The sequence below is a fragment of the Staphylococcus sp. SUC_1.2 genome (assembly GCF_026222585.1).
Map to the genome: position 1 here is coordinate 16793 of NZ_JANJPM010000020.1, position 17633 is coordinate 34425.

The 17633-nt window shown below is 30.3% G+C and carries 14 protein-coding genes and 1 other RNA gene; 13 read left to right on the top strand and 2 right to left on the bottom strand.

Annotation, left to right across the window (positions count from 1 at the left end; all coding sequences use genetic code 11):
- Positions 1–6: 6 nt before the first annotated feature.
- The 5 genes from NR218_RS08015 to NR218_RS08035 all read left to right on the top strand — a co-directional run bounded on the left by NR218_RS08015 (position 7) and on the right by NR218_RS08035 (position 5886).
- Positions 7–2715 (top strand): helicase C-terminal domain-containing protein, encoded by a 2709-nt coding sequence (locus NR218_RS08015; protein ID WP_019835241.1) that lies wholly within the window; start codon positions 7–9, stop codon positions 2713–2715.
- Positions 2716–2821: 106 nt separating this feature from the next.
- Positions 2822–4114: an asparagine--tRNA ligase gene (gene asnS / locus NR218_RS08020; RefSeq protein WP_017176306.1), complete on the top strand. Its 1293-nt coding sequence runs from the start codon at positions 2822–2824 to the stop codon at positions 4112–4114.
- Positions 4115–4210: 96 nt separating this feature from the next.
- Positions 4211–4897 (top strand): DnaD domain-containing protein, encoded by a 687-nt coding sequence (locus tag NR218_RS08025; protein WP_002449719.1) that lies wholly within the window; start codon positions 4211–4213, stop codon positions 4895–4897.
- On the top strand, positions 4887–5558 hold the full coding sequence (gene nth, locus NR218_RS08030) for an endonuclease III (RefSeq protein ID WP_002455326.1): 672 nt from the start codon (positions 4887–4889) through the stop codon (positions 5556–5558). Before NR218_RS08025 ends, nth begins: the two co-directional genes overlap by 11 nt.
- Positions 5551–5886, top strand: a complete 336-nt coding sequence (locus tag NR218_RS08035) for a YpoC family protein (protein ID WP_019835242.1) — start codon at positions 5551–5553, stop codon at positions 5884–5886. Before nth ends, NR218_RS08035 begins: the two co-directional genes overlap by 8 nt.
- Before the next feature lie 93 nt (positions 5887–5979).
- Here the strand turns inward: NR218_RS08035 and NR218_RS08040 are convergent, their stop codons facing one another.
- Positions 5980–8346 (bottom strand): transglycosylase domain-containing protein, encoded by a 2367-nt coding sequence (locus NR218_RS08040; protein WP_265883321.1) that lies wholly within the window; start codon positions 8344–8346, stop codon positions 5980–5982.
- The gene (gene recU, locus NR218_RS08045; protein ID WP_048762475.1) at positions 8343–8969 is read right to left on the bottom strand and encodes a Holliday junction resolvase RecU; all 627 of its coding nucleotides are present in this window, start codon (positions 8967–8969) and stop codon (positions 8343–8345) included. Before recU ends, NR218_RS08040 begins: the two co-directional genes overlap by 4 nt.
- A 261-nt stretch (positions 8970–9230) precedes the next feature.
- Between recU and NR218_RS08050 the strand changes: the two genes are divergently transcribed.
- The 8 genes from NR218_RS08050 (at position 9231) to NR218_RS08085 (ending at position 17594) form a co-directional block, all read left to right on the top strand.
- The gene (locus tag NR218_RS08050; protein WP_017176309.1) at positions 9231–9584 is read left to right on the top strand and encodes a DUF1798 family protein; all 354 of its coding nucleotides are present in this window, start codon (positions 9231–9233) and stop codon (positions 9582–9584) included.
- The gene (locus NR218_RS08055) at positions 9581–10144 is read left to right on the top strand and encodes a DUF1273 domain-containing protein (protein WP_017176310.1); all 564 of its coding nucleotides are present in this window, start codon (positions 9581–9583) and stop codon (positions 10142–10144) included. The genes NR218_RS08050 and NR218_RS08055 overlap by 4 nt, the downstream gene beginning before the upstream one ends.
- A gap of 11 nt (positions 10145–10155) precedes the next feature.
- Positions 10156–10494, top strand: a complete 339-nt coding sequence (gpsB, locus tag NR218_RS08060; RefSeq protein WP_002449866.1) for a cell division regulator GpsB — start codon at positions 10156–10158, stop codon at positions 10492–10494.
- Between the two features lie 136 nt (positions 10495–10630).
- An RNA gene (gene rnpB, locus NR218_RS08065) (RNase P RNA component class B) lies at positions 10631–11017 on the top strand.
- Between the two features lie 117 nt (positions 11018–11134).
- Complete coding sequence (locus NR218_RS08070; protein ID WP_017176312.1) at positions 11135–12271, top strand: THUMP domain-containing class I SAM-dependent RNA methyltransferase; 1137 nt, start codon at positions 11135–11137, stop codon at positions 12269–12271.
- Positions 12272–12449: 178 nt separating this feature from the next.
- On the top strand, positions 12450–13088 hold the full coding sequence (locus NR218_RS08075) for an SDR family oxidoreductase (protein ID WP_002455331.1): 639 nt from the start codon (positions 12450–12452) through the stop codon (positions 13086–13088).
- Between the two features lie 163 nt (positions 13089–13251).
- On the top strand, positions 13252–16695 hold the full coding sequence (locus tag NR218_RS08080; RefSeq protein ID WP_049415971.1) for a dynamin family protein: 3444 nt from the start codon (positions 13252–13254) through the stop codon (positions 16693–16695).
- Between the two features lie 14 nt (positions 16696–16709).
- Complete coding sequence (locus NR218_RS08085) at positions 16710–17594, top strand: 5'-3' exonuclease (RefSeq protein ID WP_048762443.1); 885 nt, start codon at positions 16710–16712, stop codon at positions 17592–17594.
- Positions 17595–17633: the final 39 nt, after the last annotated feature.

A 17633-nucleotide genomic window follows, 5' to 3' on the forward strand; every position in this document is an offset into this window, starting at 1 on the left:
ATAGATATGGCATATACAAGTTTTGCGGTAGTAGATTTAGAAACAACCGGAAACCAACTTGAACATGATGAAATTATACAAATTGGTATTACATTTGTACGTGATAATAAAATATCAGGAACTTATCATTCAATGATTCGTACTGATTTGGAAATCCCACCATTTATCCAAGCTTTGACTTCTATCGAAGAAACTATGCTAGAACAAGCACCGTATTTTCATGAAATTGCTGATGATATATATGAACAACTCAAAGATTGTATATTTGTAGCCCACAATGTTGACTTTGATTTGAATTTCATTAAAAAAGCATTTGAAAAAAGTAATATTCATTTTAAACCTAAAAAGGTGCTTGATACCCTAGAATTATTTAAAATTGCATTTCCTACTGAAAAAAGTTACCAATTAAGTGAATTAGCAAATGCTCATAATATACCTCTGACAAATGCACATCGAGCAGATGAGGATGCAACAACAACGGCCTATTTAATGATTAAAGCTTTTAAAAAGTTTGAGTCATTACCTATAGATACCTTAAAACAATTATATTATTTAAGTAAGCATTTAAAATATGATTTATTTAACATTTTATTTGAAATGGTCAGACAACATCATAATCATGATATAGATTATCAGTATGCTCAATTTGAACAGATTATCTATAAAAAACAACAAGACTTAAAAGTGCCACAAATTGAATTTAAAGGTTCATTAAAAGATTTATATCTAGAAGTTACAACAGCACTTGAACTTACTTATCGCCCACAACAACTCTATTTGTCAGAAATTATTTTAGAGCAGTTAATGCATAATGATAAGGCACTTATTGAAGCACCTTTAGGAAGTGGTAAATCATTAGCATACTTATTAGCTGCATTGATGTATAACATTGAAACAGGCAGACATGTAATGATTTCAACAAACACGAAATTACTTCAACATCAATTACTTCAAAAAGATATTCCTAGTATTAATCGCGCGCTAGATTTCAAAATTAATGCTGCACTTATTAAAAGTAAAACAGACTATATTTCACTAGGATTGATAAGTCAAATTTTAAAAGATGATACAGCTAACTATGAAGTGAATATTTTAAAAATGCAATTACTTATATGGATATTAGAAACAAATACTGGAGATATACAAGAGTTAAATTTAAAAGGTGGTCAGAAAATGTATTTTGACCAAAAATTAGAAACTTATGTTCCAGTAAGGCACGATATTCATTACTATAATTATATAAAACGTAATGCTCAAAATATTCAAATTGGTATTACTAATCATGCGCATCTTATTCATTCAGATCAAGAGAATTCAATCTATCAGTTATTTGATGATTGTATCATTGATGAAGCACATCGTTTACCTGATTATGCTCTTAATCAAGTGACCAATGAATTAAACTATTCTGATATCAAATATCAGTTAGGTTTAATAGGGAAAAATGAAAATGAAAAGCTTCTTAAATTAGTAGATCATTTAGAGCAACAACGTATTTTAGAACGATTAGATATTCCACCTATTGACGTGTTTGGTCTAAAATCTAATATTTCTGATTTACACGAACTAAATGAAACCCTATTTAATCATATTTTTGATATTGTTCAACACTCAGACGTACATGATGATGATGTACATCGATATCATTATGTATTCGACTTTGATGCTACACGTATTCTAAAAGATTTGCATGCAATTGTAGACAAAATCAACAAAACTTTAGAATTTTTTAATGGTATTAACCATAAAACAATCAAATCTATACGTAAGCAATTACTTTACATTAACGATAATTACAGACATATAGAACTAAGTTTAAAACAAAATCATACTGCCTTCATATCTATCAAAAATTTGAATCAAAAATCGACCATACGTCTAATTGTAAAAGATTATGAAGTCCGTGATATTTTAACAAAGCAAGTGCTCGAGAAATTTAAATCATTAACATTTATTTCAGGCACACTTACATTCAACCATTCGTTTGAGGCATTTAAAAACTGGTTTAAAGAAGATGTAGAATTTAATACTTATGAAGTACAGTCATCACTTCAAAATCATAAATCAACAAATATTTACATTCCAAGCGATGTTGTTTCTTATGATTTTAAAAATACAGAAGATTATGTAGCATCTATTGTAGACTATATTCAAGAGTACGTCACTGTAACACAATCTAAATGTCTCGTACTTTTCACAAGTTATCGAATGATGCATATGATACAAGAGCTATTAAATGAATTACCGATATTTGACGATTATGTTATTTTGACCCAACAACAAAATCAAAACTATAAAATTGTTCAACAATTTAATCATTTTGATAAAGCTATTTTGTTAGGTACATCAACATTCTTTGAAGGATTTGACTATCAATCTAATGGTATTAAATGTGTGATGATTGCTAAATTACCATTCATGAATAAATATAATACAAAGCATTGGTTAATGGATTCAGAATTTGAATCTACATTTAAAGATTATGTCTTACCTGATGCTGTAACGCGTTTTAGACAAGGTCTAGGTAGATTGATTCGTAACGAAGATGACAAGGGGCTCATTGTTTCCTTTGACGATCGTTTAACAAATAGTAACTATAAGCATTTTTTTGAACAATCGTTAGAATCTTATTCCCAAAAAAAAGGGGATATTCAACAATTTAGTAAATTACTTTACCGCATGCAGGCAAGTAAACTGAAAAACAGAAAAAAATAGTTTATTTTAAATAATGAGAACACTATTCAGGTGCTAGAAGTTCACTTTCTATTTTGATAAAATAAATAAGTATTGTATAAAAAGAAAATAAAGTAGGAGTTTGATTATGAAAACAACAATTAAACAAGCAAAACAATACATTAATCAAGAAGTCACAATTGGCGCTTGGTTAACAAATAAACGTTCAAGCGGTAAAATCGCATTTTTACAATTACGTGATGGTAGTGGATTTATGCAAGGTGTTGTCGTTAAATCAGAAGTCGATGAAGAAACATTTAAACTTGCTAAAGACATTACACAAGAATCATCACTTTATGTCACAGGTACGATTACAGAAGATAATCGTTCTGATTTAGGCTATGAAATGCAAGTAAAATCAATTGATGTCATTCATGAAGCTCACGATTATCCAATCACACCTAAAAACCATGGTACAGAATTCTTAATGGATCATCGTCACTTATGGTTAAGATCTAAAAAGCAACATGCAGTAATGAAAATTAGAAATGAAATCATTAGAGCAACATATGAATTTTTTAATGAAAATGGCTTTACTAAAATTGATCCGCCTATCTTAACTGCAAGTGCACCAGAAGGTACTAGTGAATTATTCCATACTAAATACTTTGATCAAGATGCATTTTTATCTCAAAGTGGTCAATTATATATGGAAGCTGCAGCTATGGCACATGGACGTGTCTTCTCATTTGGACCAACATTTAGAGCTGAAAAATCTAAAACAAGACGTCATTTAATTGAGTTCTGGATGATTGAACCTGAAATGGCATTCACAAATCACGAAGAAAGTTTACAAGTTCAAGAACAATATGTATCTCATATCGTAAAATCTGTATTAGAACATTGTAAATTAGAATTAAAAGCGCTAGATAGAGATACGAGTAAATTAGAAAAAGTATCTGCGCCATTCCCACGCATCTCTTATGATGATGCTATCAAGTTCTTAAAAGAAGAAGGATTTGATGACATTGAATGGGGTGAAGACTTTGGTGCGCCACATGAAACAGCTATAGCCAATCATTATGATTTACCAGTATTTATTACAAATTATCCAACTAAAATTAAACCATTCTATATGCAGCCAAACCCTAACAACGAAGACACAGTTTTATGTGCAGATTTAATTGCACCAGAAGGTTATGGTGAAATTATTGGTGGTTCTGAACGTATTAATGATTTAGAATTATTAGAACAACGTATCGATGAACATCAACTTGATACAGAAAGTTATAACTACTATTTAGACTTACGTCGTTATGGTAGTGTGCCACACAGTGGTTTTGGTTTAGGTTTAGAACGCACAGTTGCATGGATTTCAGGCGTTGAACACGTGAGAGAAACATCACCATTCCCACGTTTATTAAATCGTTTATATCCATAAAATATCACGTTTTATAAATCATACATGGGGAGTGAGACTAAATGATGTTATTCATGTCTCACTCCCACTTTTTAAAATAAGAAAGAGAGGGGTATCATGGACACACATCAACTTAAAACTCGTCCTGTTGTAGTTAGAAGGGAACTTTTCGATCATTACAATGAATTAGGTTTAAATGAAAAAGATTTAGTCATTTTGATTAAGTTGATTTATGCCGCTGAAGTTTCTAATAAACAACCCTCAATAGAATTTTTGCAAAAAGGTTCAAATATGGAGCCGAGAGAAATAACATCAATTATTCAAAATTTAATTCAGCGTGATTTACTTGCACTACATGTAAGTAAAGATGAGGAAGGAAAATTTACTGAATATATGAATTTAAATCGTTTTTACGAAAAGTTAAGTGATATTTTAACTCAAGAAAAAAATGAAACTACACATCATCAAACGCAACAAAACTTTAAGGAATTATTTCAATATATTGAACAGTTGTTTTCGAGACCATTATCACCATATGAAATCGAAACGCTCAACCAATGGATTGATGTAGACCAACATGATTACACTTTAATACGTGCTGCATTAGATGAAGCATATAGTCATGATAAATTAAGTTTTAAATATGTTGATCGTATCTTATTAAATTGGAAGAAAAACAATGTAACAACTTTAGAAGAATCTAACAAAGTGAGAGAAAAATTCAATAAACCTAAATTAACTCATACTGTAAAACATATACCTAAATTTGACTGGTTAAATGGAGAGAATCTAGATGGTAAGTAAGAAAAAAGCATTAGAAATGATTGACGTTATTGCAGATATGTTTCCTGATGCAGAATGTGAATTAAAACATGATAATCCCTTTGAATTAACAATAGCTGTATTATTATCTGCTCAATGTACAGATAATTTAGTTAATAAAGTGACACGTTCACTTTTTAAAAAATATAAAACTCCTGAAGATTATTTAAAAGTAGATATAGAAGAATTGCAGAATGATATAAAATCAATAGGTTTATATCGTAATAAAGCAAAAAATATTAAAAAATTATGCCAATCTTTACTCGACCAGTACGGTGGACAAGTTCCTCATACACATAAAGATTTAGAAAGCTTAGCTGGAGTCGGACGAAAAACAGCGAACGTTGTCATGAGTGTAGCTTTTGATGAGCCTTCTTTGGCAGTAGACACACACGTTGAACGTGTTTCAAAGCGTCTAGGTATTAATAAGTGGAAAGATAATGTTAAACAAGTAGAAGAACGTTTGTGTGATATTATTCCAAAAGAAAGATGGAGTAAAAGTCATCATCAACTTATCTTTTTTGGACGTTATCATTGTATTGCTCGAAAACCAAAATGTGATATTTGTCCATTACTTGAGGATTGTAGAGAAGGGCAAAAACGCATGAAAGCAATGAAAAAGGAAGTCGGAACAAATGATTAATAAATCACAATTTAAATCGCTAGAAAATGAACTTGATGTCTATGCTAAGAAAAGACAACTAAATTCTGATTTAGCAAAACAATATATCGATGATTATTTTGAACTGCTTCTTTTGTTCTTTAAACAAATTAATGAAATAGAGTCTATTGATTTAAATCATTTAGACCAATATCCAGTTGTTCCTATGAATTTTTTAGAACGATATCAATATATGTTAAAAAGAAAATACCACTTTATGGGGTATAGTCAAATGAAAACATTAAAAAATGAGCTTATTAAAATGAACGCTTCATATCAAATTAGAAGAAAAAATCAAAATAATAATTAATATGAAAGATAGTCTAGAGCAAAGTTGTTCTAGGCTTTTTTTAATTAAAAAAACGACATAGCCTTATAAAAGACTATGTCGTTTTTAAAGCTATTACGACGCTTTTCTAAAATTAAAAATCGTGTTTGCTTTAAATATGTTAGATAAACTACTATTGTTATTTGTATTATCATTATTATTATTTTGTTGAGTTGATGTGGTACTATTGTTAGCACTGTTGTTCGTAGTTGAATTATTTGCTGAGTTATCAGTTGTATTACCTGTGTTCGTTGTTGATGTAGTATTTGAGTTGTTATCACTGGTAGAATTAGAATTGCTTGAACTATTTCCTGTACTACTAGAATTACTTGATGAGCTACTATCTGAATTGTTAGTAGACATGTTATCATATTTACTTCCTGATGTTGTATTATTATCTGGATGATCTTTAACAGATAGTGTACTTGCACCTGAACCAGTAACTGAATCAGGTTTTTTGAAGTCCCCATCATTACTTGAAGTAATATCTGACATCACATCTTTATATAGATATTGTGCATATTCTTGTTCAGAATGTCCTAAGAATGAATCTTCACCGCCTTGTTTAATTTGGTTGAAGCCCATCCAAATTGACATTGTATATTTAGGTGTGAAACCATTCATCCAAATATCTTTTGCTGCATTGTCAGGTAAGTTATATTGATTATTAACTTCTGTACCATAAGTACTTGTACCTGTTTTAGCGCCCATATTAACGCCAGCAACACCATGACCGTAAGCAGACCCATATGGTTTAAATGTACCAGTTAACATTTCTGCAAGCATATAAGCAGTATAATCCTCCATCGCTTTATGACTTGTATGATCAAATTCGATAGTTTCATCATCAGATGTTACAACTTTGCGAATTGAATGCGCATTATTGTAAGTACCACCATTAGCTATTGATGCGAATGCTGATGCTAATTGAGTAGGTGAGAATTCAGAAGCACCGCCACCTAAAATTTCAGATGGCCCTAAATCAATTTCATAATCTAAACCAACTTTAGACGCAAAATCTTTTGGAGCATTTTTACCTGCACTTGATGATACTTGCTGCCAAGCTTTTAGGGCAGGAATATTAAAACTTTGTCTTAATGCATCATATGCAGATACTGTACCATGACCTTGCCCATCATAGTTACGGAATGTACCACCATCAATGGAATAACTTGATTCATCTTGCATTGCGTGGTTTGTAGCCCATTGCATATTTTCAATTGCTGGACCGTATGATAAGAATGGTTTAAGTGATGAACCAGTCAAGTGAGTATCTGTAGCAGCATTACGATCAACGACATCTCTATAATTTCGTCCACCGGAAATGGCTACAATGCCTCCAGTTTTACTATCAAGAATGGTTGAGCCTACTTGTTGGTCATCATTTTTATAGTAATTACCATTATCAATACGATCTTGAAGCGTTTTTTGAACGTCTTTATCCATATTCGTATAAATCTTAATACCACTTTGCATTAAATCACTATAATTTTTATTTTTAAAGTGTTTATTACCTATTAATTCAGCTTTAACAAAATTAACGTAAGAATCATACTCAGTATCAGAATCATTATTAGATATTTGACGTTCTTTTGTTGTACGTTTCACTAAATTATCTTCTAATGAAGTAGCTTTAGCTTCTTTCCACTGTTTATCAGAGATTCTATGATGGTAGTGCATTAAGTATAAAACAGTTTCTTTACGATTTTCAGCTTCTTTCGGGTTATCATAAATGTTATAAAGATTAGGAACTTGTGGTAACCCAGCTAGATAGGCTTCTTCAGCTAAATTAAGTTGATTTAAATTTTTATTAAAGTAATATTTAGCTGCAGCTCTAACGCCATATACACCGTCTGAGTAATAAATTTTATTTAAGTACATTTGGAAAATATCATCTTTACTGTACTCTTGCTCTAAACGGTAAGATAGATAAGCTTCTTGCGCTTTACGTTCAATAGATTTCTTTTCTGAAAGGAACGAACGCTTAACTACTTGTTGTGTTAGAGTAGATGCCCCTTGGGAACCAAAACCGCCAGTCAAGTTCTTACCAATAGCACCAAATAAACGTTTATAGTCTAAAGCACCATGTTCATAGAAGCGATTATCCTCAGTTGCTAACACGGCATTTTTCATATTTTTAGGAACATCTTTCAAATCAACATGTTCTCTACGTGCACCATTGTCTAATTTCTTAACCAAGTCACCGTTCTTATCATAAATTTCAGCAGGCTTTGGATCTTGTAATTTAGACTCATTAAATGCTGGAGCTTTCCAAGCATAATATGCAAATAGAAGTATACCGAGTAGAAGTAACACGATAAAGGCAATGAATAAAAAGCCTATAATCTTAATAATCGTTCTTTTTACATTCTTATTCTTTTTTGATTTGGATTTCCCATTTTTACCTTTATTTGGTTGGGAAGATCCTTTATTTTCCGTCATACGCGGTCCTCACTTTCATCTAATATCAACTTATCAACAGCCTTGAGATAGTTCAATCTAGGTTGATACTGATAAGGAATATAGTAACTATTTTTTTTGATTTCTTCAACTGTTATTGATTTTTTTATTTCCTTTTTATATCTTTCCCAAAAAGGTTCAAACTTCGAAAAAGGTAATAGATATACCTCATCAAGCATTTTAAATCTAATCAGTAAAAAGACGAGTCCCTTTTGTAGAAAACAACTTTTCATATGTTCTACTTGATGATCATGGATATTATTTAAAGGGAAAGACGTTTTATTTTTCGTTTCTTTCGCTTCAAAATCAATGTAATAGCCTCGATAAACGCCATTATAATCAGTTGTAGAAGGTGTTCGAAAGTATGCTTCATTAATTACAGCTTTACTTCTTTTAGGATAATGAACATTTACAATTTGAATAGGAGTAGGTTTCTTATGTATAACAGCCACACCATGCTTAAAATAGTAATTGTTAGATTGTTCAATATCTTTTTCGAGAGTCATACCTCGTCCACCATATTTAATGTTACTAGAAGCATCACTTTGATTACTTCCAACCTTAGTAGGATTTAGTTTGAATGGTTTTCCATTTGGATAATTTATCATACTCACCACACAAATTTAATATTACACTTTCAATTTCTCAGAGAATAATATTAAACTATAATACGATAATAATGAAATGAGCATAATATTTATATTATACTACACATAATTAAATATATTCATTAATTATCTATTCTATTTTAACGTGCTTTAACAGTGAAAACAATATGTTTAAAAATTTGTAATAATGTAAAATTTATATCTAAACAATACTATAAAATAATTGTAATAAATTGTAAGAATATAGGAGGCCTCGTTATGTACACATTAATTAATGAAATACTTAAAGAACTACAGTACATGGCGTCAAGCTATAATGAAATAAAATTGACACAGTCAGAGAAGCAATTTCATCGAGATGTTGTTCCTTATGTAAAAAAAATTGATGGTTTAACTGAAGAATTATCTCATTATCATGATGAACTAATTCAATTTCCTTATATGAATAAGGAAAAATTAGAAATTTTAGTTAAACATATTAAGGAATTATCTGTAGAGTGTCACTACAATAAAACAAGTAAGAAGTTATTTAATGAAAAATTGAAATCTGCTAATTATGATCTTACCAATTTGCTTAAACATATAAAAGATAAAGAGGAATCAATACATTGAAAACAGTATATGTGACTGGATATAAATCATTTGAGTTAAATATATTTAAAGATGATATGAAAGAAGTGGATTATCTTAAACAATTTATAGAACATAAATTATTACAGTATATTGACGAAGGGCTAGAATGGGTACTCATTCAAGGACAAATTGGTATTGAATTATGGGCAGCTGAAGTAGTATTAAAATTACAAGACACATATCCTGAGTTAAAATTAGGTATTATCACACCATTTTATGGTCATACCTCCAAATGGAATGAACACAATATAGCAAAGTATGAATCTATTGCTAGTAATGCACAATTTCTAGAGAGTGTATTTCATTCTGAATATCAAGGACCTTTTCAATTTAAACAAACAGACCAATTTATATTAGATCATACAGATATGACGTTATTAATTTATGATGATGAACAAGAGGGAAGTCCAAAATATTTTAAGAGGATGTTAGTTGATTTTATGGAAAAAACGACTTATAATTGTGATATTGTGACATTTGATGAACTTACTGACTTTATTAACGATTTACAATGGCAACAAGACCAAAGTTTTGAATGAGGTGGAAATTAATGGCAGATGTTTCTTTAAAGCTTTCAGCAAAAGATATCTATGAAAAAGACTTTGAAAAAACGATGGCTCGCGGTTATCGTCGTGAAGAAGTTGATGCTTTTTTAGATGATATCATTACTGATTATCAGAAAATGGCTGATATGAATAATGAAGTAGTCAGACTATCTGAAGAAAATAATAAACTTAAAAAAGAAGTTGAAGAATTGAGAATCAGAGTTGCAACTTCACGTCCTTCTGATAATAAGTCATTTGCTTCAAGCAATTCGAAATCAGCGAATAACAACGTAGACATTTTAAAAAGAATTTCTAATCTTGAAAAAGCTGTTTTTGGCAAATAATACATTGATATCTTAAAGATATAAGCTTGTTACGAAGCATGTTTGATTGCTATTATGTTTGATTTTGATAGCTAATTATTTATCTATTTAAAATTCTATTAAATATTTTAAAATTATGTTATACTCACAAAAGTGATATTTTGGGTAATCGCTATAGAAATATAGAGGAAAGTCCATGCTCACACAATCTGAGATGATTGTAGTGTTCGTGCTTGATGAAACAATAAGTCAAGGCATTAATTTGACGGCAATGAAATAACCTAAGTCATTCATTGATATGGTTAAAATAGTTTGAAAGTGCCACAGTGACGTAGCTTTTATAGAAATATAAAAGGTGGAACGCGGTAAACCCCTCGAGTGAGCAATCCAAATTTGGTAGGAGCACTTGTTTAGCGGAATTCAACGTATAAACGAGACATCTTTACTCGCATAGTAAAGATCTGTAGACAGATGATTACCACCAAAGTACCAGTACAACTAGTGTACGTTATGAGTACAATGGTACAGAACATGGCTTATAGAGATATCACAGACTAGTTTAGCTCTCCCTTTTTATGGAGAGCTTTTTTTATTTTGTATACATAATTATTTTAATATTTGTTAATATACTAATATGATATGAGACAAAGGAGATGAAATAATGTATCAATTATTAGCCGTGTGTCCAATGGGTCTTGAAGCCGTAGTTGCTAAAGAAATACAAGAACTTGGTTATAATACTCAAGTTGAAAATGGACGCATTTTCTTTGAAGGTGATGCTAATGCCATTGTAAAATGTAATTTATGGCTACGTACAGCTGACCGATTAAAAATAGTAGTAGGACGCTTCAATGCTAAAACATTCGATGAACTTTTTGAAAAGACAAAAGCATTACCTTGGGAAACAATTATCGATAAAGAAGGACAATTTCCTGTCCAAGGTCGTAGTGTAAAATCTACACTTCATAGCGTTCCTGACTGTCAAGCCATTACTAAAAAAGCTATCGTTGAACGTCTTAAAAAAGCTTATAATGAAAAAGGATGGTTAAACGAAAGTGGTGCGAAATATCCTGTTGAAGTAGCTATTCTTAAAGATAATGTCCTACTTACCATTGATACGTCAGGTTCAGGACTAAATCGTAGAGGGTATCGTATTGCACAAGGTGAAGCACCTATTAAAGAAACATTAGCAGCTAGCTTAGTACGTTTAGCAAATTGGAAGGGTGATACACCCTTTATTGATCCATTTTGTGGTTCTGGAACCATTGCTATTGAAGCATGTTTAATTGCTCAAAATATTGCGCCAGGTTTTAATAGAGAATTTGTATCAGAGGAATGGAATATTATGCCTCCTAATATTTATGACGTCATGCGTGACGAAGCTGATCAACAAGCTGACTATGATAAAGACATTCAAGTGTATGCGTCTGATATCGATCCAGAAATGGTTGAAATTGCTAAACGTAATGCTGAAGAAGTAGGCCTAGGTGATATTATTCAATTTAGTGTTAAGGATGTTAATACATTAACTATCGACCAAGAAGGACCTGTAGCGTTAGTTGGTAACCCGCCCTACGGCGAGCGTATTGGAGGTAGAGCTGAAGTTGAAGAAATGTATCGATATGTAGGTAAACTAATGAAACAACATCCTTATTTATCAACATATATCCTTACAAGTAATAAAGAATTTGAGTATTTAGTAGATCGTAAAGCAACTAAACGTCGAAAACTTTTTAACGGTTATATCGAATGTACGTATTATCAATACTGGGGAAAAAAGCCTAATATTGATAAATAAATTTGACTTGAAGATTTATTTGAAAATAATTAATTTTGTAAATTTTTCTTAATAAATTGGATAATATTTATTTAAAATTTATGTATTTATTAGCACTATAATAGTGACTATTGTAAAGTTATTAGTAAGCGTGTTAAAAACATAGCACATTTAAACAGTATAGTAAGGAGAATAAGTTATGCAAACAGTTTTAATTGTAGGGGCTAACGGAAAAGTATCAATTGAAGCAACTAAAATTTTCTTAGAGAATTCTAGTTTTAACGTTGATTTATTTTTAAGAAATGCCCACCGTATTCCTGATTACGCATCTAATCGTATCACTGTCTTTGAAGGTGATGCTAAAAATGTTGAAGATTTAGAAAAAGCATTAGATCAAGTAGATATTGTTTTTGCAAGTTTATCAGGATCACTAGATAGAGAAGCACAAGCCATTATAGATGCCATGAACAAAAAGAATGTTAAACGTTTAATATTTGTGGCAGCTCCTGGTATTTATGACGAATTACCAGATAAATTCAATACATTTAACAAAGAACAATTTGGTGAAAAATTAACTAAATATCGTAAAGCAGCTGATTTAATTGAAGCGTCTGATTTAGATTATACAATTATTCGTCCTGCTTGGTTAACATTTAAAAATGAATCAGATTATGAAATTACTCAAAAAGGTGATACCTTTAAAGGAACAGAAGTTTCTAGAAGAAGTGTAGCCAATTTAGCAGTGCGTATAGCGAAACAACCTGAACTTTATTCTAGACAAAATATTGGAGTAAATAAACCAAATACTGATGGCGATAAACCAGCTTGGTTTAACTAATTCATTCTATATAGGTTTTTATTATTTCTTATGATAAAATTTAATAAACATAGCTAAAGATATTTTAGTTTTATCACCCTAAAAGTGAGGTTATAATTCTTTTTAGTTTTATAACCTTAATTTTTTTATATTTTAGAGTGAGTGAAATAAAGGGGATAGCATTATGCAAAATAATGAACAATTAGATGTATTATACAAATTAAAAAAAGAAATAGAAAAATCGAATAACGAAGCATTAGTACATACAATAAATCAAGTGATTAAAAAAGTATATTTAAATCAATATACTTTATCATTTGTTGGACATTTTTCAGCTGGTAAGTCAACATTAATCAATTTATTATTAGAACAAGATATATTGCCTAGCTCACCTGTACCAACAACGAGTAATACGGCTATAGTTTCTGTTTCAAAAGAAGAAGAAATTATTGCTAATTTAGAATATCAAAAATATGCTAAGTTAAAAACGTATGATGATGTAAAAATAATGAACCGATTAAATATTGATGTGGAATCTATTGAAATAAAGTTTCCTTCAAATAAGTTTAATCTTGGTTTTACATTACAAGACACTCCAGGAGTAGATTCAAATGTTTCTACACACCAATCCACTACTGAACAATTTTTATATACAAGCAATATGATTGTGTATATAGTTGATTATAATCATGTTCAGTCTGCGCTCAATTTCCAATTTATGAAACGCATGAATCAAGTAGGCATACCTATTATTTTTGTTATCAATCAAATTGATAAGCATAATGAGAATGAAATTTCTTTTGATACATTTAAACAAAAAGTAGAACAATCTATACAAGATTGGGATATTAAAGTCGCTCAACTATTTTATGTTAGTAAATTTGATCATCCAAACAATCAACTTCATTTATTCTCAGAGTTTTTAGTAGAACAAGATAAACTACGTGAACCTATTGAAGATTTTGTAACACGTATCATTGAATTTATACATCGTACTCAGCTTTCATATATTCAAGAGCATATGCAAAATATACTTGACGCTTTAAATATCAATGAATCCGAATTTGAAGAATCCTATAAACAATTTCAACAGAATCAAGCTATAAGTGAAGAAGCACAATTATTAAATCATTCTTCTCAATTATTAACGTACTTAAAAGAAAAACGGAAAAATATATTAGATAATGCTTATATTATGACTCATGATATGCGAGAAGATATTCGTTATTATCTTGAAAGCATGGCTTTAGACTTCAAAGTGGGCGGTCTTCTAAATAAAAAAAAGAAAACGGAAGAAGAGAGAGCAAAACGTTTACAAATTGTTGTAGACCGTTTACAAGAAAAAGTGAATCGACACATTCGTCAACCAATGCGTGAAGATTTATCTTTTGTAACTCGCTTTATTCATCATTCTGAAGTAAATCAACGAATTTTAAATCAACATTATGAAATTGAACCTACTTTAATTTCTAATTTATATCAAGTACAAACAAGCATTAATAATACCTATGTGCTCACATTTAGTGATGACGTTTTAAAAGCAATTGCACGTGCTATCGAAAAACAATCAGATTCATTATTTAAAGACATTATTGAACATACTGAAGCAACGGAATTATCTAACATAGAAGATAATGATGCACATTTATATGAACAGTATCTTGAGTTCAAGAATTTAAAACAGTCATTAACAACTGAAAATTATAAACATTATTATATTCATATAAATGACTCACTCGATAAATTAATTGATCGAACAGAAACACATTATAAACTTAATCAATCAACCATATCTTCAACAAATGATTTAGACGAAGATATTACATCAACTAAGGATACGACAACTCATCACTTTGATATTCAGAAAGCTCTGGCTATCATTGAGCCTGTTCCTTTATTCAATAAAACTAAGCAAGACATCAAAGCAACATTGCAACGCATAGATAATAAAATTGTAAAAATAGGCGTCTTTGGTACATTTAGTGCAGGAAAAAGTAGCTTGATTAATGCTTTACTTGGAGATCATTATCTTGTAAGCTCACCTAATCCAACAACAGCAGCTACGACTGAAATCTCATATGGTCATGATAGTCAAATTACTTTGAAAACAAATACGCAATTGTTAAATGAATTAAACCAATTACTTGAATATCAAAACGTTTCTTTTAACTCGTTAGAAAAATTTATGAATAGTAATATTGAGTCTTTAAAACAACAATTAGAAAAAAATCAATTGGCTTTTATAACATCAGTAGAGAAGCACTTTTCAATGTACCAAGATATGCTAACAGAAGGTATAACACATACTATTTCACAAAATGAAATTAAGCAATGGAGTGCTGAAGACGAATACGCTACATTTGTTAAAACCGTTCATATACAACTTCCACTGGATTGGTTAAAAGACAAAATTATCGTTGATTCATTAGGGTTACATTCTAATAATCAACGACATACAAATGAAACTGAACGCATCTTAACTTCTTCAGACCTAATTTTATATGTGAGCTATTTTAATCACTCATTTACTGATAATGACAAAGCATTTATTGAACATATGAAAGATATTAACCAATTAAATGAAGCACAGACATTTAAAATGATTATTAATGCGATAGATTTAGCTGAAACTAATGAAGATTTAATAGCAGTGGAGCAGTATGTAAAAGATGCTCTATCTCAAGTGAATCTGCCATCTGAATTATTCGGTGTATCAAGTAAACGTGCATTGGAGACTAAAGATGAAGGCATTCTTAAATTAAAAGAAAGTATTAATCATTTTGTCGAAACTGAATCGAAAACGATTTTAGAGAAGCAAATGATTCATCAAATCGAGCAAATGCGCGATAACTTTAATCAAATCATCTATGAATTTAAAACAAATCAAACACGTATGTTAGAACAACAACAACAACTTGAAACTTATAAAAATAAAACACCATTAACTAACCAAATTATTCATACAAGTGAGCAGCATACTAAAAATGAGGTTGAAGAACAAATCTATCATTTAAATAAACGATTACAGCTTCAATTATTAGATGAGGTTAAAAAAGTATATAATAGTCAAATGACACAAAATAATGATTTTAATGATGAAAAGAAACGTGCTACGAAAATGTACTTAGATCAAGTTCATCAACGATTATATTTAGAACAAACTTTATTAGTCGAAAGAATAAAAACATACTTTACTTCTCAATTAGATCAACAAATAGCACCAACAATTCAAAAATTAAACTCAGTTCATGTACTTATCCAACCTCATTTTAAAATAACAGCGCCGTTTACTGATGATGCACTATTACGTATTAGTTTAGAAGAGATGCTTTCAGTTTTACCTAAACAGTTGTCTAAACGTAAAATTTTAAATGCAAATGCGCAAAGAGAACTGCAAGAAATGATTTGTACAAATACACTAGAACTGCTACAACCATCACTAAACGTATTAAAACAACAATTAAATTATTATGTATCTAACTTAACTCACGACGCGAACATCGAACTTAATCAGTTAAATAATAATGTTTTAGAGCAAATCAATGACTTATTATCTAAACGTATCGATAATTCACTCATTGAACAATTAGAAACAGTAAATCAACAATTGGAACCACTTTTAAATTAGAAAGAAGGATTAATATGACTCAACGTGTCTTACTTGTAGATGGAATGGCACTCTTATTTAGACATTTTTATGCTACAAGTCTACACAATCAATTTATGTATAATTCTAAAGGTATGCCAACCAATGGGATTCAAGGTTTTGTTAGACATATCTTTACGGCAATTAAGGATATTAAACCAAGCCATGTTGCGATATGTTGGGATATGGGGCAAGCGACCTTTAGAAATGCTATGTATACTTCTTATAAACAAAATAGACCTGCGCCACCAGAAGAATTGATACCTCAATTCGATTACGTAAAAGACATTTCAGAACAATTTGGTTTTGTGAATATCGGTGTTGCAAATTATGAGGCAGACGATGTCATAGGAACACTCGCTAAAATATATTCAAAAGATAATGAAGTACATATTGTAACTGGAGATAGAGATATTTTACAATGTATCAATGAACAAGTAGAAGTCTGGTTAATCAGAAAAGGTTTTAATATTTATCATCATTATACTCTTAATCGTTTTAATGAAGAGTATGCATTACATCCACTTCAACTTATTGATATTAAAGCATTTATGGGAGATTCAGCAGATGGGTATCCTGGTGTTAAAGGTATTGGGGAAAAAACCGCCATTAAATTAATACAATCTTATGGTAGCGTTGAAAACGTACTAGACCATATCGAATCACTTACACCTGGTCAACAGAAAAAAATTGCAACTGATAAAGAAAATTTGATTTTATCCAAACAATTAGCGGAAATCTATACGGATGTGCCTATCGATACAACTGCATTATATAAAGAAATGGAATATACACATTCATTGAATCATATTCTTTCAATTTGTAATGAACACGAACTTTATGTCTCTGGTAAATATCTTGCTTCAAAAATTTTAATGTAAAACAGATAAAAAAAGAAGATAAAAGAATTCAACATAAAT